Source organism: Lysobacterales bacterium (assembly GCA_014946745.1).
GTDB lineage: Bacteria > Pseudomonadota > Gammaproteobacteria > Xanthomonadales > Xanthomonadaceae > Aquimonas.
Genome location: JADCRD010000002.1, coordinates 70,656 through 93,988 on the forward strand (window position 1 = coordinate 70,656; position 23,333 = coordinate 93,988).

The following is a 23,333-nucleotide window of genomic DNA, read 5'->3' on the forward strand; positions in this document are numbered from 1 at the left end:
CTTGTGGTGTTCGCGGGGTCGGGGGTGTCGAAGCGGTGCAGCTCAGGCGTGATCCAGCCGCCCGTAGGCCGGCAGGGTGATGAAGTCTTCGAGGGTGTCGGCGCGGGTCAGCTCGGCCAGCAGCTGGGCGGCTTCCTTGAGCCGGGTCTGGCCCGGCAGGCCGCTGCGCGGAAGGCGCTGGTCGACGGTGCTGATAGCGCGCTCGAACAGGGCGAGGTCGATACGATCGCCATCGTCGAAACGCTGGTCCGGCGTGTGCAGCCACTGCCAGAGCTGGGCGCGGCTGATCTCGGCGGTGGCGGCGTCTTCCATCAGGTTGTGGATGGGCACGCAGCCTTGTCCGTCCAGCCAGGCCGCGAGGTAGCGCACGCAGACGTCGATGTTGGCGTAGAAGCCTTCGCGGGTGATCGTGCCGACCGAGGCGTGGATCAACAGGTCGCGGCTGACCTGAACGTCGTCGCGGCGCACGTGCAGCTGGTTCGGCGTCGGCATGTGCTTGTCGAAGATCTCGCGCGCCACCGGAATCAGGCCGGGGTGCGCCACCCAGGTGCCGTCATGGCCGGCGGTGACTTCGCGCAGCTTGTCGGCGCGCACCCGCGCCAGCGCTTCCTCGTTGGCGACCGGATCGCTCGGGATCGGAATCTGCGCGGCCATGCCGCCCATCGCATGCGCACCGCGGCGGTGGCAGGTCTGGATCAGCAGCTCGGAATAGGCCTTCAGGAACGGCACCGTCATCGTCACCTGGCTGCGGTCGGGCAGCACGCGGTCGGCATGGCGGCGGAAGGTCTTGATGTAGCTGAAGATGTAATCCCAGCGCCCGCAGTTCAGGCCAACGATGCGGCAGCGCAGGGCGTGCAGGATCTCGTGCATCTCGAACACCGCCGGCAGGGTTTCGATCAGCACGGTGGCCTTCATACAGCCCACCGGCAGGCCGAGGCGGTTCTCGACCAAGGCCATGGCCTCGTCCCACAGCGCGGCCTCTTCAAACGCCTGCATCTTCGGCAGGTAGAAGTAGGGCCCGCGATCGCGCGCATGCAGCGTGCGGCCGTTGTGGAAGGCGAACAGGGCCATGTCGAACAGGCTGCCCGACATCGGCTGGCCGTCGACGCGGAAGTTGGCCTCGTCGAGATGCCAGCCGCGCGGACGCACGATCAGGGTGGCCAGGCCTTCCGGCTTCAGCGCGTAGCGCTTGCCCTCGGGCGAGGTGAACTCGATGCTGCCGGCGACCGCATCCATCAGGTTGATCTGGCCGTCGAGCATGTTGCGGCGGGTCGGGCTGCTGGAGTCCTCGAAATCCGCCATGAACACCTTCGCGCCCGAGTTCAGCGCGTTGATGATCATCTTGCGGTCGACCGGGCCGGTGATCTCGACGCGGCGGTCCTGCAGGGCCTCGGGAATCGGTGCGACGGTCCAGTCGCTCTCGCGGATCTCGCGGGTCTCGGGGCGGAAGTCCGGCAGGGCGCCCGCATCGATCCGCGCCTGCCAGGTGCGGCGCGCCGCCAGCAGGCGCTGGCGGGTCGGCTCGAAGCGCCGGTGCAGCTCGGTGAGCAGGGCCACGGCCTCGGCGGTGAGCACCCGCTGCACCCGCGGATCGGCGGCGGGGTCCGTCGAGAAAGTCTGGGCTGCGCTGCTGGGGGCCATGGCCATGCTCCGGCGTATCGGGGCGTTTGACCTTATGGCGCAGCGCAGCGTTTGCATAAGCAAATGTTTCAATGCTTTGGATTATCAATCCAAATACTGCGTCGTCATATCCTGTTGGGCCTTTGGCAATCAGGCGCTTAGCGGCGACTCCGGGGCGCTCCGGCCCACCGAATGAGGCGCGCCCTGCGGCGATTACGTCGCATGGAGCCACATCCGCCCCCCAGCAGGCCGAGCGCGCGAGACCGCCGCGGCCCGGCTGGGAAGCGGTCGACGCGGATCGAGGCACAGCGCAGCGCGCGAATTCAAGCCGGCCGGGCGCGCCGGAAACAGCAGAGTCCGCCGGGCGGCTGCCGCCACGAGCGTCCACGGGCGGCCGCCGCAGGTGGACGTGTCTGTGAGAGGCATTCAGTGCGTCGGCGCGGCCTCGAAGCCATCGCGAAACAGCTGGGCTCGCGTTGGCGCACGCCAGACCCGCCGCAGCAGCGAGGTCGAGGATGCGGCCAGGCCGCTGCGGTACTGAGCGGTCACCCGCAGCCACTGGCCGCTCAGCGCTGCACTGGCCGCAATGCACCAGCGGGCGCCTTCGCGCTGGGCATCGCCCAGCAGAGTCCACTGGCTGCCGTCGTTGGAGCGCTCGAAGCGCGCGGCAAACGGCCGTGGTGCGGCACCTTCCGCCGCCCAGCAGAGCCGGGTATCCGCCTGCTCCAGAAACCAGCGGTAGCGTGCGGGCTCGCGCAGGGCCAGTCGCACCATTCCGCCGCGCGAGCTGCCGCCGATTTCGACCGCCAGGCCGCTGATCAGCAGATGCGCGCGGTCCTCCAGCGCCAGCGCGTACACCAGCGATACCCCGTCCGGGTCGACGCCGGGCGTGGCGAACTCCGGGTCGCGGCTGCCGTCGCCCAACAGACGCGCGATTCCGGCCTGCACATGCCCCTGCACATTGCGAAAGTCGCCGCCGATGATGACCCGGCCATCGGCCTGCTGCACGGCCGTGCGCACTGCGCCGTCGAGACCGGCATCGACACGGAATGCCGGATCAAACTGCCCGTCGGGCAGCAGCCGGACCAGGTGTCGCCGCGGCTCCCCGCCGATGGCGCTGAAGTCGCCGCCGAGCAGCAGACGGCCGTCGTCCATCTCCAGAATCAGATCGATCGTACCGACCACACCGCCCGGCACATCGAAGCCCTGGGCCAGCTGACCGTCGGAGGTCAGCATGGCGAGGCCGCGACGGGGCTGGCCGTTGTACTGATCGAACAGGCCCGCCACCAGCACGCGCCCATCGCTCAGGACGCGAGCGGCCGTCATGCGCAGGGCGTTGCCGCCCGCAGGCGCGAAGCTCGGGTCCACGCTGCCGTTGGCGAACAGCCGCGCCAGCGAGGGACGGGGCACACCGTTGATGGAAGTGAACAGTCCGTGGACCAGCCAGCGCCCCTGCGCGTCGCGACTCAGGCCCAGCACCTCGGGCGCCGAGACGGCTGCGACGGCGGCGAAGGGTGGCAGCACGGTCGCGTTCGAATCGATGCGTGCGAAACCCTCGCGCACCTGTGCGCCGACGCGGTTGAACTCACCGGCCAGCAGCGCGCTGCCGTCGTAGTCCAGCCACTGCGCGAAGGCCTGGGCGAAGGCACCCGTCCGCGTCAGGCCGCTGCTCACGCCGAACGTCCGATCCAGCACGCCGTCTCGCGACCAGCGCGCCAGGCTGTCGCGCATCTCGCCATTCACCCGATTGAAGCCACCCGCCAGCACCACACGCTTGTGCGCGTCCAGCGCCAGCGCATTGGCGATGCCATGGACAAAGGAGCCGTTGAGCAGTGGGCGTTCGCGCAGGCCCTCCTCGTCGAAGCGCACCAGGCCCCGCTGCAGGACGCCGCCCACGGTGCTGAAATCGCCGCCGACGAGCAGACCGCCGTCGCTTTGTCGAACGAGAGCGCGGGCGCCGCGCGTGTCGAGCGCATCGGGCTCGAAGCTGCCGTCGAAGCTGCCATCGGCCAGCAAGCGCGCGAAACCGCCCATGGTCGAGCCGGCCACGCGGTCGAAGTCGCCTGCCAGCAGCAGCCGGTCGACGTCGTCGATCGCCAGCGCATGCACGCCGCTGCCGCCTTGCACTTGCGGATCGATCCCGGCATCGAGGCGGCCGTCTTCGCTGAGCCGCACCAGGCCGCGTACGGCGCCCTGCGGCTCGGTGCTGAACTGGCCGCCGACCCAGAGCCGCTCGGCGCGATCCAGCCGGAGGGCGCGGACCACCCCACTCAGCGCGGGCGGCAGCGGCAGCGGCACGGCACGGCCCGCGCTGTCCAACAGGGTGAGCCGCGCCGCGGCCTGCGCGTCGAAGCTGCTGAACTCACCGCCGACCCAGACGCGACCGTCCGCGCGCTGCGCCAGGGCCCGCACCCGCCCGTCTGCACCCGCACCCACGGCGTAGGCGAGGTCCAGCCGGCCGTCGGTGCCCAGCCGTGCCAGTCGCCCGCGGTCGACGCCACCGACCTGCGTAAAGGCACCGCCCAGAATCACGCTGCCGTCGGCCTGCACCAGCAGCGCATTGACGCTGCCGTTGGGCGCCGCCGTCACGCCGACGCCGGGCTGCAGCGCGCCCTGCGGGCTCAAGCGCGCGATCTGCGCGCGCGGCTGGCCATCGACTTCGGTGAACTCGCCGCCGATCCAGACGCTGCCATCGGCCGCCACCGCGACCGCGAGCACGCGACCGTTCGCGCCCGTGCCTGGATCGAAGCTGAGGTCCGCCTCGCTGTTGGCGTGCAGACGCGCGATGCCGCGCCGCTGGGCGCCGCCGATGCGCCCGAAATCGCCCCCCACCAGAGCGCGACCGCTGGCGTCCCGCGCCAGCGCCAGCACCTCACCGTCGGGATCGGGCGCGTAGAACTCGGGCAAAGCCTGGCTGGGCGGCGCGACGCACAGCAGCAGCCAGAACAACAGGGCGCAGGGCAGCGACCGCCTGTGCGCGGACACACCAGGACGTGAATGAAGGAAGCGATGCATGGGATCACCACGGGGCAGCAACGGATGCACTGAGAAAGCGGAAAACCGCGCCCTGCCCCTTAAGGCAACACGGATCACGTCCCTCCTGGCCTTGACCCGTGGTCGCGAGTCCGGCACCTGTCCGGACGCGTGCGGCCGCTATGCGGCGACGCCTTCGCTTCGCTCGGTCACGCTGGATCAAGCACGTGCGTGCTCGATCCGCGGCCGCGCCCTCCATGGCGCGCGACAACGCTGAATTCTTCAGCCTTGCCTTGAGCCCCCTGATCACCTGCATCCGGACGAAATCCGCGCTGGCCGCCCTCAGCGCCGCAGCCCCGCACGTCGCCGGCTTACTCGCCGAGAGCTCGGCCCAGGTCTTCCATCTCCCTGCGCATCAGCACCCCAGGCGCCCAGACCGGCCGGAGCACGCGCGCCGCCTCGATGAAGCGCTGCCGCGCCGCCTCGCGCTGGCCGGCAGCCAGCAGCGCGCGCGACCACCAGAGATCGAGCTTGGCCACATCGGGATGCTGCTCGCCCATCTCGCCGGCCAGAAACGCCCGCGCATCGGCGAAGTGCTGGACCGCGACCTCAGGTTGCGCCTCCAGCAGGGCGAGGCGGCCCTGCAGGCGCAGCACCACCATTCGGTCGAAGCGCTCGGCCACGAAGCCGCTGTCGGCGATCGCCTTGAGCTGGGCCCGGGCTTCATCGGCCCGGCCACGCTCCACGGCGAGCACGCCCAGGTACACCCGGCTGAGCACGGTCTCGAAGTGCGTCGGGCCGAGCAGGTCGAGACGCGTGCGCAGCGAGGCCACCAGCAGCGCCTGCGCCTCATCGTGGGCGCCAAGCCGCGACAGCAGATCGCCGAGATTGCCCTGCATCCGCGCCATCGGCACGCTGCGCTCCGGCTGGGTGCGCAGGCGCAGGCGCAGGGATTCACGGGAGTACGGCAGCGCCGCGGGCGGATCACCGCGGTCCACCGCCAGCGCGCCCAGGTTGTTCAGCGCCATCGCATGCTGCGGGCTGTCCGCGCCGTAGACCGTGATGGCGGCTTCGGCCTGTGCGCGGTAGGCCGTCTCCGCTTCGGCATAGCGGCCGAGATCGTGCAGGGCGGCCCCCAGATCGGCCTGTGCCGTGACCGCACCGGCGCTGCGCTGCTCGTCAGCGGAGAGGCCTTGAAGCAGGCTGCGGTAGACGGCTACGGCCTCCTCGCCGCGCCCCTGGTCGCGCAGCGCACGGGCGATGCCGGCATCGAGGCCGCGCAGCGCCGGCGAGCCCTCGCCCAATCGCCCCACGGCGCGCGCGCGCGCCGCCCGCAGCACGCGTTCGCTATCGGCGTAGCGGGCGAGCAGCCAGTAGACCTCGCCCTGCTGCTCCAGCACGCGCTGCAGCGGATCGACCTCAGCCACCGGCAGACGCTGCGCGACGGGCTCGGCCGCGCTCAGGCGCGCCAGCGCCTCGTCGAGTTGTCCCGCGGCTTCGAAGGCCGCCGCCTCGGCCACCAGCACGGCCAGCCGCAGCGTGTCGCCGCCCGGCGTCGTCGCCTCCAGCCGCGGCCCGGCATGCGCCCGCGCGCGCGCTGCCGAGGCCAGCGCCGCGTCGATCTCACGCGCCTGTGCCTGCAGCAGCGCCTGCTCGGCGGCACTGTAGGCCGCCGCCGTGCCCGCGGCGGACTCCTTGTGCAGACGCTCCGCCGCGTCCCAGGCCTGCAGTGCAGGCTGGGGCAGACCGAGATTGCGGTGAATGGCGCCGAGCGTGTCGTACAGGCGGGCGCGCACCTGCGGATCGAGCGAGGCTTGCGCGTCAACGGCCTGCAGGCCCTCCGCCAGCACGCTGCGCAGATCGCGTTCGGCCGCGCGCGGCGAAAAGGGATCGGCGCCGCGGAACAGCCCCACCAGCAGATCGGTGGTGCGCTCGGCGGTACGCGCCTCGCGCTCCGCGCGGGCCTCGGCGGCGAGCGCGCGGTCGCGCTCGCGAACCAGGCCCAGGGTGAAGGCAAGCGCAGCGCACACCGCCAGCGCCGCGGCCGACAAGGCCCAGCGATGGCGCCGCAGGAAGCGTCCGCTGCGATAGCGCCAGCCGCCCGCGCGCGCCTGCACCGGCTCGCCCGCCAGCAGACGCCGCACATCCTCGCCCAGCGCCGCCGCGCTGGCATAGCGCGCGGCGGGCTCGTCGCGCAGCGCACGCGCAACGATGGCAGCCAGATCACGTCGCCAGGCGCGCGGTGGCTCGGGCATCAGCTCGCGCAGGATCACGACAAGGCTGTACACATCGCTGGCCACGCCCACCGTCTCGCCGCGCGCCTGCTCGGGGCTGGCATAGCCCGGCGTCAACAGGCGCAGGCCCTGGGTCTCGGCGTCCTCGCCCTCGCCCATCCACGCGGCGATGCCGAAGTCGAGCAGGCGCGCGCGCCCCTGCCCGTCGACGCGCACGTTGGCGGGCTTGAGGTCGCGATGCAGCACCAGCTGGCCGTGCGCATAGGCCACCGCATCGACCACCTGCAGCCACAGCTGCAGGCGCTGCGCCGGGGTGGTCGTCGGCTCAGCGCACCAGGCATCGAGCGTCTCGCCGGCGACGAACTCCATCGCCAGCCAGGGTTGGCCGTCCGCACTTACGCCGCCGTCCAGCAAGCGGGCGATGCCGGGATGCTCCAGTCGCGCCAGCAAGCGGCGTTCGCGCTCGAAGCGCAGCCGCCGCTCGCCGTCGGGAAAGCCGCGCAGCAGCTTGACTGCGACCTGCTGCGCATACAGCCCATCGCTGCGCTCGGCGCGATACACCACGCCCATGCCGCCGCGGCCGACCTCTTCCAGCAGTCGCCAAGGGCCGACACTGCGGCCTACCGGGTCGGCAGCGAAGTCCAGACTGCGTGCGAGTCGCACCGGCGCCCGCAGGGCCTCGCTGGTGACCGCCTCCGCCGCCAGCAGCGAGCAAACTTCAGCGCGGACCTCGTCATCTTCGCAGGCCGCAATCAAGGCCTCGCGAGCGCTTGCATCGGCGGCGTCCGCGGCCGCATGGAACAAAGCTTCGACCTGGCGCCAGCGCTGGGGATCAAGCATGCGCGGATCTCAGGCAAGCTCACGCTTGAGGAAGGCGCGGGCCAAGCGCAGATCGCGCTCGACCGTGCCCAGCGACACGCCCAGCAGCTCCGCGATCTCGGGCTGGCTCAAGCCGCCGAACACGTGCAGCTGCAGGGCCTGCGCCTTGCGCGCGTCCTGCGCCTGCAGCGCGCTGAGCGCGGCATCCAAGCTGAGCAGGTCAGCGGCCTCCGGCCGCTCGGCCGCCAGCTCGACATCCAGCGTCACCCGCAGGCCATCGCGCTTGGCCGCCAGCCGCGCGCGGGCGTGATCGACCAGGATGCGGCGCATCATCAGCGCGGCGATCGCCAGCAGATGCGCGCGATCGCGGAACGGCCCCTCGACTTCGCGCAGACGCAGCCAGGCCTCATGCGCGAGATCGGTGGGTCGCAGGGTGTGCTCGGGGCGCTCGCCGCGCAGGCTGCGCGCGGCCAGCTGGCGCAGCCCGGCATAGACCTCGCGCAGCAGAGCGTCCTGCTCGCGCGCATTGAGCGCCGCGTGTGCAGGGATGCCGCTGGAACCGGTCGCGGCCGACCACTGCGCAAGCAGGGTCTGCAGCTCCACGTCCACATCGGGGCGATCCAATTCCGTCTCCATCCTCCTCAGTCCCTGCTGCCTTCCATCGAGGCGTGAGCTTAGCAACGCGACCCAGCCGTTCTGTGTGCTGGCAGTCCGGCAAGCGTAGAAACCAAGCGCATGCGCTCGGCTGCGGCCGCGTCGACCCTGCGGTTCGCCAGCAGGCTCGCGCAGCTCAGCCCAGCGCCGCGGCAAACGCCAGCCGGGTGCGCTCGATGGCCGCGTCATCGATGTCCAGATGCGTGGCGAGGCGGATGCGCGGGCCTCCGATCGAGGCGAGGAGGCCGGCGTCGCGAAACGCCGCGCGCAGTGCGTCGAGACGCGCCTCGGGCACCTGCACGAACAGCAGATTGGTTGGCGTGGGCTCCACCACCAGCCCGAGCGCCTGCAGCGCGCTTGCCAGTTCGGCCGCACGCCGATGGTCGTCGGCCAGACGCTCGACGTGATGATCCAGCGCATAGCTGCAGCCCGCCGCGAGAATCCCTGCCTGCCGCCAGCCGCCGCCCAGCACCTTGCGCCAGCGCCGCGCCTTCTCGACGAGGGCAGCGTTACCCAGCAGCACTGAACCCACCGGCGCGCCCAGGCCCTTCGACAGACACACCGACACGCTGTCGAAGTGCCGGGTGATCGCCGCCGCCGGCACGCCCTGCGCCACTGCCGCATTGAACAGACGCGCGCCGTCGAGGTGCAGCCCGAGCCCGCGCGCATCGCACAGCGCGCGCGCCTCGGCCAGGTAGTCCAGCGGCAGCGGCCGGCCGTGCCAGGTGTTCTCCAGACACAGGATCTTGCTGCGCGCGAAATGCGGATCGATCGGCTTGATCGCCGCCCGCACAGCCTCCAGCGGAATCGAGCCATCCGCCGCTTGCGGCAGCGGCTGCGGCTGGATCGAACCCAGCACGGCCGCGCCCCCGCCCTCGTACTTGTAGGTGTGCGCATCCATGCCGACGATGTACTCATCGCCGCGCTCGCAGTGCGCCATCAGCGCCAGCAGGTTCGACTGCGTGCCCGACGGCACGAACAGCCCCGCCTCGAAGCCGAGCATCGCCGCGAGCTTCTCCTGCAGCGCATTGACGGTCGGATCATCGCCGTAGACGTCATCGCCCACCTCGGCGGACAGCATGGCCGCGCGCATCGCAGCGGTCGGTCGGGTGACGGTGTCGGAGCGGAGGTCCAGCAGATCGGCTTCAGCGTGCATGTGCTCTGGTCTCGGTCGGAAAAGCCTCGCGCATCCTGCCACGCTCATGCAGCGGCACAGCGCGTGACTCATGACCCGCGCGACACCTTCGCGACCACAGGTACCCGGAAACGCCATGACGGCCGGACGAAGCGGCGGATTCAGTCGATGGCACGGTTGGACTACAGTGACAGCGCAGCCAAAGGTATTCGAAGAGCCCCACAATCGACCGCGCAATGAGGAGCTACGCCATGCCGCATTTCAGTGTTGGTCGTCGTCGATTGATTGCTGCCGGCGTCGGCGCGCCCCTGCTGATCGGCGCCGGCGGTAGCGCAACTCCGCAGGCCACGGGCCAAGCCCTGCCGGGGGGTACACCCCTGCCCGAGCCCCCCGCCACGCGCGTTGGCTGGGCGATTGTCGGGCTGGGCAGCTTTGCGCTGGGTCAGGTGATTCCCGGATTCCTCGATGCACGTCTCTCGCGCATCGGCGCACTGGTCTCTGGCAATCCCGAAAAGCGGAAGCAGGTGGCAGAACGCTATGGCGTTCCGCGCAGCTACAGCTACGAAGACTTCGACCGATTGATCGACGACGACGGCGTCGAGTGCGTGTACATCGCGCTGCCGGTGGGTCTGCACGCCGAGTACACCATCCGCGCCTTGAAGGCCGGCAAGCACGTGCTTTGCGAAAAGCCGATGGCTTCGACGTCGCAGGAATGCGAGGCGATGATCGCAGCCGCTCGCGAAGCCGGACGGCAGCTGGGCGTCGCTTACCGGGTCCACTTCGAAGCCACCAACCTGGAGGCGCTGCGTCGGTTCCGTGCCGGTGAGATCGGCGAGCTGCGCCATCTGTCCACCGAAGCGGGCTTTGTCATCAATCCCGAATACCCCCCACACGCTTGGCGACTGACCCGGGCGCTCGGCGGCGGCGGCTCAATGTTCGACATCGGAATCTACGGCTTGAATGGAGCGTTGATGTACTTCGACGAGGCCCCCAGGGAAGTCTCGGCCGTCTACTCGACCCCGCAAGGCGACCCGCGATTCGCCGAGGTCGAAGGCGGCATCGACTGGCGCCTGCGATTCGCAAACGGCGTCTCGGTGCAGGGCGCTTCGTCCTACACCTTCAGCTACACCACCGGTCAACGCATGCTCGGCAGCCGCGGCAGCCTGGAGCTGCAGCCGGCGTCGACCTACTACGACAACGCACTCGCGCTGCGTCGCGACGGACAGCCCCCGGCCCTGTTGAGGCCTGGCAACCCGATCCAGCAGTTCGCAGCGCAGGTCGATGCCTTCTCTGAAGCCGCGCGCAGCGGCAGGCCTCACCGGACCCCGGGAGAAACGGGCTTGCGCGACATCCGCCTGATCGAGGCCATGTACCGCAGTGCCGATCAAGAGGGCGCGCGGGTTCTGGTTGCATGACCGACGGCGGCAGGCGATGGGCTTCCGAGAGGAAACGCACCGCCTCGCGCTTCTGCGCCGGCGCTACAACTTTTTTGCGATCAGGTCCTTCATCGCCGAGTTCTCCAGCGCGAGGTCGGCGTACAGGCGCTTGAGGCGGCTGTTTTCCTCCTCGAGCTCGCGCACGCGCTTGAGCTCCGAGGCTTCCATGCCACCGAACTTCGACTTCCACTGGTAGTACGTCGCCACGCTGATCCCGGCCTGCCGACAGACGTCCTTGACCGGCATACCCGCATCGGCCTGCTTGAGGATTGAGACGATCTGCGTCTCGGTGAACTTTGACTTGCTCATCTGAACCTCCTGGCTGGGGAAACCTTGCCAGAAAGTTCTAGAAACCTGTGTCCGCAGTACCGGGGAGCTTACGCTTTGCCTGCTGAACCCGGCGTTCGACTCTCCGCTGGTCGATGTGATCACCCAACTCGAGCATCTGCGCAGGCTGAGACTGGAGGGGTCGACGCCCGAGCCCGTGCTTCAGCAACTCAAGACCATCTTCCACATGCTGGAGAGCCTGGGTTCGGCGCGCATCGAAGGCAACCATACGACGCTTGCGGACTATGTCGAGGCACGACTCGACGAATCGCCTGCCTCGCCGAGCGACCACCTGCGGGAAATGGCCAACATCGACGAGGCAATGCGCTACATCGAGGCGCACTTCGAACCGGGGCGGTCGCTCAGCGAGCACTTCATCCGCGAGCTGCACGCTCTCGCAGTGCGTGGGCTAAAGCGCGAGGGAGACGCAACGCCGGGTGCGTATCGGCGGACGACGGTAAGCATTGGACTGTCTGAGCACTCGCCGCCTGAGCCCGTGCTAGTGCCCCAGTACATGACGGAGCTTGTGGAGTTCATCAATCGATCAGACGCATCGAAGTACGACCTCATCAGGACCACGCTCGCGCATCACCGCTTTGCTTGGGTGCACCCCTTCAGCAACGGCAACGGTCGCGTCGTGAGGCTGCTGACCTACACCCTGCTGATCAAGTACGGCTTCAAGGTCAAGGCGCAGGGGCGCCTGCTGAATCCCACGGCGGTGTTCTGGAATGATCGCGACCGTTACTACTCGATGCTCGCCGAGGCCGACACGGGCACTGCGCAAGGCCGCGAGACGTGATGCGCCTACGTCCTCTCGGGCATCCTGGAAGAGCTGCGCAAGGTGGACCGCCTGATCGACTCGGACTACCTCTTTGGTCGCATCCTGAGCCCAGCAGTGCGCCATGCGCGTCAGCGGGAGCTGCTGACTGACACCGAAGAGCGCGTGCTGCTCACCGTAGCGAAACTCGGCATCGCCAAGGCGGGCGATCTAACGGACGCCATGCCGGGATTGAACACGAAACAGCGCACCTATCAAGTCGGCAAGCTGGTCGCTGCAAGGATGCTGGTCCCGCTCCGCGAAGGCGCTCGGCAGTACACCGTGGGCTTCGCCAACAACGCGCTGATCCGAGGCGTCATTGGCTCGCTGACCGAGGAAGGCTTTGTACCCGAGAGCCTGCGTCGATCGCGGTAGCCAATCACATGCAAAACGGTGCCGCCCAAAGGCGGCCCCGTTCACTATCCCGCGCCCAGCGGGAGCGCCCGCTTCATCCTCAGCCACGGCCTCTGCGGAGCTCAAGCAGACGTCCAAGCATGGTGTCGATCAGCTGCAGCTCCTGCGGTGAGCGACGCATCGTCATGATCTGCTGCATCGATGCACCTGGAGTGCAACCTGCGGTCATCGCGCACTCGGCGATCGTCAACTGCGAGAAGGGGCTACAGTCTCTGCCAACGCGGCAGGCGAATGCGATTGCGACGTCAGTTCTCAAGGCTTCGGAGCCCTCCGCCAGAAAGAGACTGTTTGGAAGCTCACCGTTAGCGAACGCCAGTTGACGGCTACGGTCTGCGTAGAGCCAAGCGGCCGAGGCAGCGAGCTCGACGTCGTCAGTCCGGGCCAACAACTCCTCCAACACGCGATCACGCGCCGCCAGTTCGTCCGGATCGTCGGTGTTGACGGGCAGTGCCGAAAACGCATCGATGTCGGGCGAGCTTGGAGGGGGCGCCGCCCTGAGCAACTTCGTCCAGCGCAACGAGCGCTCGAAGCTGCACGCCTCACGCCATGGACGCCAAGCCGGATGCTCGAAGCGCTCTGAACGCTCCCCGGTGTACTGATTGCCCAGCACACCTCCGCAGGACCTCATGAGTGCGCCAAGCTGGGTGATGGCCTCTTCGTCCCCGCCGGCTGCCAACGCCTCGATCTCGGTGAACTCGGACTCGAGCGAAGCGGCAGAGCCGGCTTCGCTCGAAAGCACCGGAGCTTCGTCGGATTCCACATCGCCGGACGTAAGGCTCGAAGCCATCGAGGATTTGGCGACATCGCCAGACAGTTGCGGCGCGGCGTGTTCAGCTATCGCATTCGCTTCTGAACTGGATCCTGACCCAAGTCTGACCAGCAGCCCAGCTGCTACAAGGACTGAGCACGTCAACAGCATCATCAAGATCCGCATCGTCATGATTTAGCCTATGGGAGAAACACAGCTGGACGGAGCATTCCGCAAGGCCTGACCGCGTGCCCGACGGGACGAACAGCCCCGCCTCGAAGCCGAGCACCGCCGCGAGCTTCTCCTGCAGCGCGTTGACGGTCGGGTCGTCGCCCTACACGTCATCGCCCACCTCGGCGGCTAGCATCGCCGCGCGCATCGCGGCTGTGGGACGGGTGACAGTGTCGGAGCGGAGGTCGGTGTGAGGGCATGGGTGGCGCTGGCTGTCGCAAGACAGAGAAGCCCCTCCGCTCGTGGGCCGCAACCAGTGTGATTGGGTGGCCGCCCCAAGCCCCAGTTCGCGACCAAGGCAGGTGTCCCGACGTGGACCAGGCAAGATCGCGAGCGTCCATAACGCGGCTCACTTTCGCTTCAAGCAAACGAACAGGGGCGCCGAAGGGCGCCCCTGTTCCCATCTGCGAGTCTTGCGTCGAGTGAAGCTCAACAGGTACTGGCCATCAGCGGCATGGCCTCTTTGACTGTGATGCCAACCAGGGTCCACTCGGGCTCAGCGTCCTCGATGACCCGCCCCTGACTGTCGCGCGGTTTCCGCCACGCGTAGTGGTACTCGATGTCCGCCGTGTGAGTCACGCCATTCACCGCGACGTAGGACTGACAGAACTCCGTCACGGTCGTTCGTTGATCGATCGTTCGGCCGGAGCCCGTGGGTCGCGGAGGATTGGAAACGTCGAAGTTGGTCTTGGCTACCGTCGAGGTCGGCTGAGACAGGCCAAACTGGGCCAGCTCCAGGTGGTCGGGCGAGTATCCTTCGGCGTACTCGATCCTCAAGGTCAGCCGCTCGGCCCTAGCAGCCTGCCCAGCCAGCTGGCTCCTGACCCACTCGAACGCCGGAGAACCCGGCTCAATCTGAACTTGAACAATGCTCCTTGAACTTGGATCAAGCTCTGCGTTGGTCTGTATCCCCGAGTCCTGTGAAGAACCCGTGGCGAATACGCAAGAAACGGGGGCGATCGTCAGAGTCGTTGCCAAAGCGAGCAACCCACAAACTTCGAGAAGTTTCACGTCATTAATCCTTCCAAAAAGAGATCCATTGATGCCCCCCGAGCGGAGACCCTCCGCACCAGACAGCCCTGCCTGATCGAGATGCCGGACAGGGAGCAAACCGTCCAGGCCGAGGCGGTCGCACGCATCCAGGAGGACGACGCGAAGTTAACCCCCCTCCGATCCGACCAACAAGCTGCAAGTTCTGACAGCTTGACGCACCCTCGAACAGCACAAGGCCGCCCAAAAGCGGCCCTGTTCGCATCAGGCGCTGCAGCCCCTGACCTCACTCATCCAAGGTCAACAACGAAGCATTGCCGCCCGCTGCCGTGGTGTTGATGGTCAAGGTGCGCTCGGTGGTGAAGCGCAGCAGGTAGTGGGGGCCGCCGGCCTTGGGGCCGGTGCCGGACAGGCCTTCGCCACCGAAGGGCTGCACGCCGACCACGGCGCCGATCTGGTTGCGGTTGACGTAGCAGTTGCCGACGCGCACACGCTTGCTGATCTTCTCCACCGTTTCGTCGATGCGCGAGTGGATGCCGAGCGTGAGGCCGTAGCCGGTGGCGTTGATGGCGTCGATGACCTGGTCCAGCTCGCTGGCCTGCCAGCGGATCACGTGCAGCACCGGGCCGAAGACTTCGCGCTTGAGCGTCGCGAGGTTCGGGATCTCGTAGGCGCGCGGCGCGAAGTAGGTGCCCTTGCTGCACTCGGCGGGCAGCGGGGCCACGGCGATCAGTTTGGCCTCGGCGTCCATGCGCGCGGCGTGCGCGTCGAGGATGCCCTTGGCCTCCTCATCGATCACCGGGCCGATGTCGGTGCTGAGCAGGCCGGGGTCGCCGATCTTCAGCTCAGCCATGGCGCCGGCCAGCATGTGCACGACCTTGTCGGCGATGTCGGCCTGCACGAACAGCACGCGCGCCGCCGAACACCGTTGCCCGGCTGAACCAAAGGCTCCGCTGATGGCGTCCTTGACCAGCTGCTCGGGCAGCGAGGAGGAGTCGGCGATCAGCGCGTTCTGGCCGCCGGTTTCGGCGATCAGCACGCCGATCGGGCCGTCGCGTTCGGCCAGGGTGCGGTTGATCAGGCGCGCGACTTCGGTGGAGCCGGTAAAGGCCACGCCGGCGATGCGCGGATCGCGGGTCAGCGGCGCGCCGACCGTGGGGCCGTCGCCCGGCACCAGCTGCAGCACGTCCTCGGGCACGCCGGCCTCGTGCAGCAGCTTCACGGCGGCATGCGCGATCAGGGTGGTCTGCTCCGCGGGCTTCGCGATCACGGCGTTGCCGGCGACCAGACCGGCGACCACCTGACCGATGAAGATGGCCAGCGGGAAGTTCCACGGGCTGATGCAGACGAACACGCCGCGGCCGTGCAGGTGCAGGGTGTTGCTCTCGCCGGTGGGCCCGGGCAGCACTTCCGGCTGGTTGAACAGGCGACGGCCTTGGACTGCGTAGTAGCGGCAGAAGTCGACCGCTTCACGCACCTCGGCGATGCCGTCGGCCAGCGTCTTGCCGGCTTCGCGCGTGGCCAGGGCCATGAACTCGGGCATGCGCTGCTCCATCAGGCTGGCCGCGTGCTCGATGATCTTGGCTCTAGAGGCCGCCGGCAGCGCGTCCCAGCCGTGCTGGGCTTTCTCGGCATTGGCAATGGCGCGCTCGACGGTCGCAGCATCCGCGGCCTGCCAGCGGCCCAGCACCTGGCCGCGATCGCTGGGCGAGCGCACGTCCACCCAGGCGCCGGCGGAACTCGCACCCGGCACCAGCGGCTTGACCTCGATCGGGAACTTGAGCGCATTCATGCGTTCGGCCAGGGCGCGCAGCGCGTTGTCGTCGGCGAGGTTGATGCCCATGGAGTTGGCTCGTTCGGTTCCGTAGAGGTGGACAGGCAGGGGAATGCGCGGATGCGCGGCGTTGGCATAGCCGCGCACGGTTTCGGTGGGGTCGGCCACCAGTTCGACCGGGCTGATCGCGGGATCGGTGATGCGGTTGACGAAGCTGGAGTTGGCGCCGTTCTCCAGCAGGCGACGCACGAGGTAGGGCAGCAGGTCCTCGTGGCTGCCGACCGGCGCATACACGCGGCAGGGCGTGTTGAGGCGATCGGGGCCGATCACCTCGGCGTAGAGGTCATCGCCCATGCCGTGCAGCTTCTGGAACTCGAAGCGCGGCGGCGCGGTGGGTTCGACCGGGCCGAGCATGCCCTGCGCCATGTGGTGGATGGCGGCGATGGTGTGCGCGTTGTGCGAGGCGAACATCGGGTACAGCGCGTCGATGTGGCCTAGCATGCGCCGCGCGCAGGCGAGGTAGCTGAGATCCGTATTCGGCTTGCGGGTGAACACGGGATAGCCGGCCTGGCCTTCGATCTGGGCGCGCTTCACTTCCGCATCCCAGTAGGCGCCCTTGACCAGACGCATCGGGATGCGGCGCCCCGCTTTGCGTGCGGCATCGGCGACCAGGTCGATCACCTGCGGCGCGCGCTTCTGGTAGGCCTGCACGGCCAGGCCATAGCCCTGCCAGCCGTCCAAAGAGGGGTCGGCGAAGACCTTGAGGATCAGGTCGAGGCTGAGTTCGAGCCGGTCGGTTTCCTCGGCGTCGATCGTGAAGCCAATGCCCTGGGCACGCGCGAGCTTGGCCAGCTCCAGCACGCGCGGCGCCAGCTCGGCCAGCACACGCGCGCGCTTGCCATGTTCGTAGCGCGGATGCAGGGCGGAGAGTTTGACCGAGATGCTGGGCGCATCGAACACGTCGGCGAAGGGTCCGGTGCTGCCGATCGCGAGGATGGCCTTTCGATAGGCCTCGAAGTAGCGGTCGCCGTCGGGCTGGGTCAGCGCGCCCTCGCCGAGCATGTCGTAGCTGTAGCGGTAGCGGGCGTTCTCGCCCTTCTTGCTGCGCTTCAGCGCCTCTTCGATGGTGCGGCCCATGACGAACTGGTGGCCCATGATCTTCATGGCCTGGCGCACGGCCAGGCGCACCACCGGCTCGCCGGCGCGACCGACCAGACGCTTCAGCGCACCGACGAAGTTGCCGCGGGTTTCTTCGGCCAGGTTGACCATGCGGCCGGTCAGCATCAGGCCCCAGGTGCTGGCGTTGACGAACAGCGAGTCGCTTTGGCCGACATGCTTGCCCCAGTCGGCATCACCGAGCTTGTCGCGGATCAGGCGATCGGCGGTCTCGCTGTCGGGAATGCGCAGCAGGGCCTCGGCCACGCACATCAGCAGCACGCCCTCTTCGCTGGAGAGGTCGTACTCGCGCATGAAGGCTTCGATGGCGCCCTGGTCCTGCGCGCGTTTGCGCACGCGTTCGACCAGATCAACGGCGGTGGCCTGGATGCGCGCGCGCGCATCGGCATCGAGCTGCAGCTCGCCCAGGAGGGCGCGCACGGCCTCGTCTTCGTCACGCAGCCAGGCAGCAGTGAGAGCGGCGCGCAGCGGTGCGCTGGCGGCCGGGAGTTCCGGGGTCAGGATGGGGGTGTTCACGCGGGCAACCTTGCAGGGGCGAGCGGCCGCCGCGCCGGACCGGCTCAGCAGGGCCGCCGCCTAGTCTAGGGGCGCTGCCGCGAGTGCGGAAGCGTACGGCGCGGCAGACTCGGCTTCAGCCTCCCAGCCCGGCAGCACGCTGCATGGGGCTCGCGAAAGCGAAGCAGGCTTCTGCGGAAACCTGTTTGCAGGCGCGCCGACTCGACGGGTCTTGCGCATCCACGGCTCGGCAGCAAGCGCGCTCCTACAGGTGCCAGCGCGCGAACATGGGGGCCTCGATGCGACGTGACAGCCTCTGCACTCTCAGCAGGACAGGCCCACTGCGCTGCTGTCAGCCCGGCAGGGCCTCGGCCTCCAGCATCTGCGCCAGCAGTGCGCGGGCCCGCCGCCAGTCGCGGACCACGCTGCGCGCATGGATGCCCAGCACCTCGCCGACCTGTTCGACCTCCAGCCCGGCAAAGAAGCGCAGCTCGACCACCTGTGCGAGTCGCGGATTGACTTCGGCCAGCTTCAGCAAGGCTTCGTCCAACGCCAGCAGATCGCCGCTGGTGGCCTCGCTGATCGGCAGGGCCACTTCGTCGATGTCGAGGTGCTCGGCACCGCTGCCGCGCTTCTGCGCCTGCCGCGCGCGGGCGGCGTCGATCAGGATGTTGCGCATCGCGCGCGCGGCGTAGCGGTAGAAATGCTGCTGGTCCTGCCAGCCGACGTCGCCCGCGCTCGACAGCCGCATCCAGACTTCGTGGACCAGCGCCGTGGTCGAAAGCGTATGTCCGCGCGCATCGCTGGCGATCTGGCCGCGGGCGATGCGCCGCAGCGGCTCGTAGACCAGCGGCATCAGGGCGTCGAACGCACTGCGATCGCCTTCGCTGGCCTGCTGCAGCAGTCGGGTGATGTGCTGTGACACGAGAAATCTGAAGTCTTCAGGCCCGGCTGGCCCCGGCCGAGTCTAGCGTGGTGGCCTCGGCTGGGTTCCAGCGCACCGCGCGGGCGGAAGCGCCCACCCGGCTCAGGGATCGGGCGCAGCGGGCCTGAAGGCCGCGCCCGGCAGGCGCGCGGGATCGGCGAAGTCGGGGCTGGCAAGACCGTGACGCGCGAGCACCCCGAGGGCGTCGTCGCGCACCGCGGCGTCCACGCCTGCGAGCCGCTGCAGCAACGCCGCCCACATGAGCTGCAGGCGCGCCCGGCGCGGGCTGTCCTCGCCCAGGCGCGGCGCCAGTTCGGCATCCAGCGCCTGCAGTTGCGCCACGGCATCCTGCGCTGCCCCCGATTGCGCCAACAGCTGGGCCTCGCACTCGGCCAGCAGCAAACGCTCATCCACCTCCAGATGCATCGGATCCAGCTCGCTGCGCGCCCTCGCGAAGGCCTCTCGCGCAGCGGCCTGCTGGCCCGCGCCGAGTCGGAGGCAGCCGAGCTGGGTTGCTGCGGCAGCGCGCACGCTGCGCGCAGGGAAGATGTCGCCCGGCACGGCCAACGCCCCCTGCAGCAGGGCCTCGGCCTCTTCGACCGCGTCGGTCTGGCGCAGCAGGCCCGCGAGCTCGATGCGGACGCGCGCCTGTCGCACCGAACTCGCATCGACCGGCTCGGCGTGGTTCCAGCGGCGATAGAAATCGATCGCGCCTTCGATGTCGCCCAGCTCGGCCTCGGCCCGATGCAGCGGCTCGCGCGCGAGGAAATCCAGCGGATGGCCGGGCGGATATTCCTCGCCGCGCAGCTCAACGCCGTAGCGGGCCACATCGCGGGCCTTCTCGAAGTGCCCCAGCCGCAGCCAGGAGCGCGCGAGGTTGCCAAGGCGGCCGGCATTGATCGAGCCGCTGGTGGTGCGGGCCAACTCGATGGCCTCCTCCTGCGCGCGAATGGCGTCGAGCAGGAAACCGGCGCGGCTGTCGATGGTGCCCTTGAGGTCGAGCACCCGCACCAGCTTCGGGCTGCGCGGTCCGAAGGCCGTGCGCGACTCGGCGAGCGTGCGCGCCATCAATTCGCGGGCCTCGTCGAGCCGGCCGGCGCCGCGCAGCAGCACGCTGCGGTCCAGCAGGGCGCCGACGCGCTGGTCAGCGCTCAGCGCGGCCTCGCTGTCGAGCAGACGCACGAGTTCGTCCGAGTGCGCCAGCGCTTCGTCGATGCGCTGCTGGTAGTAGATCGGCATCACCAGCTGCTGGGCGATGTCGAAGCGCTCGCTTGCGCTGGCGGCGCTGCTCGCCGCAAGCGACTCGCGCAGCAGGGCCTCGGCCCCGGCGTAGTCGCGGGCGTCGGCAGCCAGCGCCGCCAAGCGCACGGCGGCCTGGATCGACAGCGGCTCGCGAGCGCTGGCCGGGCCCAGCCGATCGCGCACCGCCTGCGCGCGCTCCCTCGCCTCCTCGCGCAGATCGAGCAGATGCAGCACGCGGGCGAGGCCCAGCGAGAGTGCGGGGTCGAGCTCACTGCCCAGGGCGGCGGAAGCGGTCAGACGATGCGCGGCTTCGGCGGCGATCTCGCGACGGCTCAGAACGAAGTTGCCGCTGGCGTCGGACTGGTTGGCGGCGAAAATGCCGAGCAGGAACTCCTGCACCGCCTCGGCCCGCGCGCGCTCGGCCTCGGCAACCCGCGCGCGATCCAGCGCGATCCAGGTGCCCACGCCCATCGACAGCAGCGCCGCCGCCCCGAGGCTGGCAGCCAGCCAGTGACGCAGCAGGAAACGCCGGCTGCGGTACAGCCAGCCGACGCCGCGCGCACGCACGGGTCGCCCAGCCATCCAGCGCTCCAGCTCGTCGATCAGGGCCTCGACCGAGGGATAGCGATCCTCCGGCCGCGGCGCCAGCGCGCGCAGCACGATCGCATCGAGATCGCCGCGCAGCGTGCGCGCTTCGGGCAGTACGTCGGCCAGCGCGGCGGGCCGCGAAGCGCGCGAGGGCGGCGTGTCGGTGACGCGGGCATCGCGCTCACCGCGCGGCGGCTGGCCGCACAGCAGCACATACAGCAGGGCGCCCAGCCCGAACACGTCGTCCGCGGTCGAGGCCGGCAGGCCCTCGAACTGCTGCGGCGAGGCGTACTGCGGCGAGAGCGCGCGCTGCAGGGTGCGAGTCGCGTCGCCGCGGCTGCCATCGGTGAGGCGGGCGATGCCGAAGTCGAGCAGGCGCACGTGGCCCTCTCGGTCGACCAGCACGTTGGAAGGCTTGATGTCGCGGTGGACCACGAGGTTGCGATGGGCAAAAGCCACCGCCGCGGCGACATCGAGCAGCACCCGCACGCGCCCCCGCGCGTCGAGATGACGCGCATTGCACCAGTCATCAATGCGCTCGCCTTCGACCAGGCGCATCGCCAGCCAGGGCGTGCCGTCGGGCTCTACGCCGACATCCAGCAGGGTGGCGATGTGCGGATGCTCCAGCCGCGCCAGGATCGACTGCTCTTGCAGGAAGCGCTGGCGCAGCTCGGGCGAGAGCAGGCCGCGGCGCAGGCACTTCAGCGCGACCTCGCGGCGCTGGCCGGCGATCTCGCGGCTTGCGCGCCAGACCACGGCCATGCCGCCCTCGCCGAGCAAGGACTCCAGGCGGTAGCCGCCAACCTCGCGGTCCACCACGCGGGTCTCGTCGACATCGGCAACGAGGCGCGCGGCCAGCGCCTCCAGCGGGCCGGACGCATCCTCGGCATGGGCGATGAGTTCTCGCAGACGCGCCTGCAGCTCAGGCTCGGGACAGACGGAAGGCAGCCAGGCTTCACGCTCCGCGGGCGACAGGTCGAGCGCGGCATCGAGCAGGGCTTCGAGGCGCTTCCAGGTGGCGAGGTCGGGGCTCTGCATCGCTACGGTGTGATGCCTGGTGCCATGACGATTGCGCACGCCCTCAGCCCGGTCCGCCTGGAGCCGGAGTCTAGCGGCTGCGCGAGGATGGGTGATTCGGGGTTCGGGGTTCGGGCTTCGGGCTTCGGGCTTCGGGCTTCGGGCTTCGGGCTTCGGGTTTCGGCTTCGGGCTTCGGGCTTCGGGGCTTCGGGCTTCGGGCTTCGGGCTTCGGGATTCGGGATTCGGGATTCGGGATTCGGATTCGGGATTCGGGGGTTCGGGGGTTCGGGGTTCGGGGTTCGGGGTTCGGGTGTTCGGGGTTCGGGGTTCGGGTGTTCGGGGTTCGCGAAGCGGCCGCATAGGGTGGGTCTTGACCCACCGCGCCGCAACGCATGCCACGAAGCGAAGAAGCGAAGCCTCCCAAAGCCCCCGCGAGGCCCGATGGACGGGCCCCACGCCAGCGCACCCGGACATCCCGGCCCGCAGAGCCTGAGCATCAACGCCGCACGCAGCCGAGAGTCGGCGAGCGCTGGGGTTCGGTGGGTCAAGGCCCACCCTATGGGCGCTTGCAGGCCGGCTCGTTGCGAGCGTCGAGGCTTGGTGGGTCAAGACCCACCCTATGGGCGCCTGCAGGCCGGCTCGCTGCGAGCGCCTAGGCGCGGTGGGCGAGACCCACCCTATGATTTGCTAGGCCCGGCGGCGTCCGGAGATGCGCACCCAGTCTTCGCGGCGATCGACGCGCAGCTCGGTGAAGTGCGGCGCATAGCGCAGCAGCAGCTCGTCTTCCTGACCGTCGAGGATGCCGGACATCGCGATCAGACCGCCGGGCGCGGTGCGTGCCGCCAGCAGGGGCTCAAGCTCATCGAGGGCAGTGGCGAGGATGTTGGCCACAACGATCGGGTACTGCACCGCCGGCTCATTCTCCGGGGCATAGACCTGCAGACGATCCCCCACGCCGTTGCGCTCGGCGTTGTCGGCGGTGGCGATGAGCGCCTGCGGATCGTTGTCGACGCCCACCGCGGACTCGGCGCCCAGCACCAGCGCCGCCAGCGCCAACACGCCCGAGCCGCAGCCGAAATCGAGCACGGTCTTGCCCTTCAGGTCGAGGCCGTCCAGCCATTCCAGACACAGCGCCGTGGTCGGGTGCGTGCCCGAGCCAAAGGCCAGCCCCGGATCAAGACGGATGACCGCAAGCTCCGGATCCGCCGGCGGCTCGATGTTCCAGGGATGGACCCAGGTACGCCGACCAAAGGCCATCGGCTTGAACTGGTCCATCCAGGCGCGCTCCCAGTCCTGGTCGGGCACCTCTTCCGTGCTGGCACTGGCGGCGACTTCAGCCGGCAGGCGCGCAGCCAGCTCGGACTGCAGCGCCTCGGTGTCGACGTCGTGCTCGAACAGGGCCTCCAGCACGATCTCGCCCCACAGCGGCATCTCGCCGACGCCGGGCTCGAAGATCGCCTGCTCGTCCGGCGCATCGGCATGCGCATCGGCCAGTGTCACCGCCAGCGCGCCGAGTTCCTCCAGCGCTTCTTCGACGGCGGGCTGCTGCGGCAGGGTGCAGGTGAGGCGGAGTTTGAGGTGGGGCATATCGATTCCGGTGACATGGGGAGACACTTGAGCCGCCGTTGCATGAAACGCGCGAAGCAGGCCATAGGGTGGGTCTTGACCCACCATAGCCTCGCCCCCGCCTCAACGATCGCCCCGACGGAAAGCCTCG

Annotated in this window: 12 protein-coding genes and 3 pseudogenes; 2 read left to right on the forward strand and 13 right to left on the reverse strand. The window is 69.2% G+C overall.

From position 1 onward, the window contains the following. Positions 1 to 42: 42 nt before the first annotated feature. The 5 genes from H4O13_12660 to ltaE form a co-directional block, all read right to left on the reverse strand. Entirely contained in the window at positions 43 to 1,641 is a 1,599-nt protein-coding gene (locus tag H4O13_12660) for a malate synthase A (protein MBE5316239.1), read from the reverse strand. 405 nt (positions 1,642 to 2,046) lie between these two features. Beyond that, complete coding sequence (locus H4O13_12665; GenBank protein ID MBE5316240.1) at positions 2,047 to 4,569, reverse strand: delta-60 repeat domain-containing protein; 2,523 nt, start codon at positions 4,567 to 4,569, stop codon at positions 2,047 to 2,049. A 395-nt stretch (positions 4,570 to 4,964) separates the two neighbouring features. Further along, positions 4,965 to 7,667, reverse strand: a complete 2,703-nt coding sequence (locus H4O13_12670) for a serine/threonine protein kinase (GenBank protein MBE5316241.1) — start codon at positions 7,665 to 7,667, stop codon at positions 4,965 to 4,967. A gap of 9 nt (positions 7,668 to 7,676) precedes the next feature. Further along, on the reverse strand, positions 7,677 to 8,282 hold the full coding sequence (locus H4O13_12675) for a sigma-70 family RNA polymerase sigma factor (protein MBE5316242.1): 606 nt from the start codon (positions 8,280 to 8,282) through the stop codon (positions 7,677 to 7,679). Positions 8,283 to 8,436: 154 nt separating this feature from the next. Next, the gene (ltaE, locus tag H4O13_12680) at positions 8,437 to 9,456 is read right to left on the reverse strand and encodes a low-specificity L-threonine aldolase (GenBank protein ID MBE5316243.1); all 1,020 of its coding nucleotides are present in this window, start codon (positions 9,454 to 9,456) and stop codon (positions 8,437 to 8,439) included. Between the two features lie 230 nt (positions 9,457 to 9,686). On the opposite strand from ltaE, the gene H4O13_12685 reads away from it, so the two are divergent. Further along, positions 9,687 to 10,850, forward strand: coding sequence for a Gfo/Idh/MocA family oxidoreductase (locus H4O13_12685; protein ID MBE5316244.1), 1,164 nt, complete (start codon positions 9,687 to 9,689; stop codon positions 10,848 to 10,850). 28 nt (positions 10,851 to 10,878) lie between these two features. On the opposite strand, the pseudogene H4O13_12690 reads toward H4O13_12685, so the two are convergent. Beyond that, positions 10,879 to 11,180 (reverse strand): annotated as a pseudogene (locus tag H4O13_12690) (transposase). A gap of 13 nt (positions 11,181 to 11,193) precedes the next feature. On the opposite strand from H4O13_12690, the pseudogene H4O13_12695 reads away from it, so the two are divergent. After that, positions 11,194 to 12,390, forward strand: a pseudogene (locus H4O13_12695) (Fic family protein). A gap of 79 nt (positions 12,391 to 12,469) precedes the next feature. Here H4O13_12695 and H4O13_12700 read toward each other — a convergent pair. The 7 genes and pseudogenes from H4O13_12700 to prmA form a co-directional block, all read right to left on the reverse strand. Continuing rightward, a complete protein-coding gene (locus tag H4O13_12700; GenBank protein ID MBE5316245.1) occupies positions 12,470 to 13,369 on the reverse strand; it encodes a hypothetical protein in 900 nt (299 codons plus the stop codon). A 43-nt stretch (positions 13,370 to 13,412) separates the two neighbouring features. Beyond that, positions 13,413 to 13,556: pseudogene (locus H4O13_12705) on the reverse strand (low-specificity L-threonine aldolase). A 281-nt stretch (positions 13,557 to 13,837) separates the two neighbouring features. Next, entirely contained in the window at positions 13,838 to 14,419 is a 582-nt protein-coding gene (locus H4O13_12710; GenBank protein MBE5316246.1) for a hypothetical protein, read from the reverse strand. A gap of 265 nt (positions 14,420 to 14,684) precedes the next feature. After that, positions 14,685 to 17,852, reverse strand: coding sequence for a bifunctional proline dehydrogenase/L-glutamate gamma-semialdehyde dehydrogenase PutA (putA, locus tag H4O13_12715; protein MBE5316247.1), 3,168 nt, complete (start codon positions 17,850 to 17,852; stop codon positions 14,685 to 14,687). 343 nt (positions 17,853 to 18,195) lie between these two features. Further along, entirely contained in the window at positions 18,196 to 18,768 is a 573-nt protein-coding gene (locus tag H4O13_12720) for a sigma-70 family RNA polymerase sigma factor (protein MBE5316248.1), read from the reverse strand. 102 nt (positions 18,769 to 18,870) lie between these two features. Next, on the reverse strand, positions 18,871 to 21,636 hold the full coding sequence (locus tag H4O13_12725; GenBank protein ID MBE5316249.1) for a protein kinase: 2,766 nt from the start codon (positions 21,634 to 21,636) through the stop codon (positions 18,871 to 18,873). Positions 21,637 to 22,303: 667 nt separating this feature from the next. After that, complete coding sequence (gene prmA / locus H4O13_12730; GenBank protein ID MBE5316250.1) at positions 22,304 to 23,203, reverse strand: 50S ribosomal protein L11 methyltransferase; 900 nt, start codon at positions 23,201 to 23,203, stop codon at positions 22,304 to 22,306. Between the last annotated feature and the right edge of the window lie 130 nt (positions 23,204 to 23,333).

What these genes read in the sequence shown, in the direction of transcription:
- H4O13_12660 (MBE5316239.1), bottom strand. Translation starts at nt 1,641, where the DNA reads ATGGCCCCCAGCAGCGCAGCCCAGACTTTCTCGACGGACCCCGCCGCC.
- H4O13_12670 (MBE5316241.1), bottom strand. Translation starts at nt 7,667, where the DNA reads ATGCTTGATCCCCAGCGCTGGCGCCAGGTCGAAGCTTTGTTCCATGCG.
- H4O13_12675 (MBE5316242.1), bottom strand. Translation starts at nt 8,282, where the DNA reads ATGGAGACGGAATTGGATCGCCCCGATGTGGACGTGGAGCTGCAGACC.
- ltaE (MBE5316243.1), bottom strand. Translation starts at nt 9,456, where the DNA reads ATGCACGCTGAAGCCGATCTGCTGGACCTCCGCTCCGACACCGTCACC.
- H4O13_12685 (MBE5316244.1), top strand. Translation starts at nt 9,687, where the DNA reads ATGCCGCATTTCAGTGTTGGTCGTCGTCGATTGATTGCTGCCGGCGTC.
- H4O13_12700 (MBE5316245.1), bottom strand. Translation starts at nt 13,369, where the DNA reads ATGACGATGCGGATCTTGATGATGCTGTTGACGTGCTCAGTCCTTGTA.
- H4O13_12725 (MBE5316249.1), bottom strand. Translation starts at nt 21,636, where the DNA reads ATGCAGAGCCCCGACCTCGCCACCTGGAAGCGCCTCGAAGCCCTGCTC.
- prmA (MBE5316250.1), bottom strand. Translation starts at nt 23,203, where the DNA reads ATGCCCCACCTCAAACTCCGCCTCACCTGCACCCTGCCGCAGCAGCCC.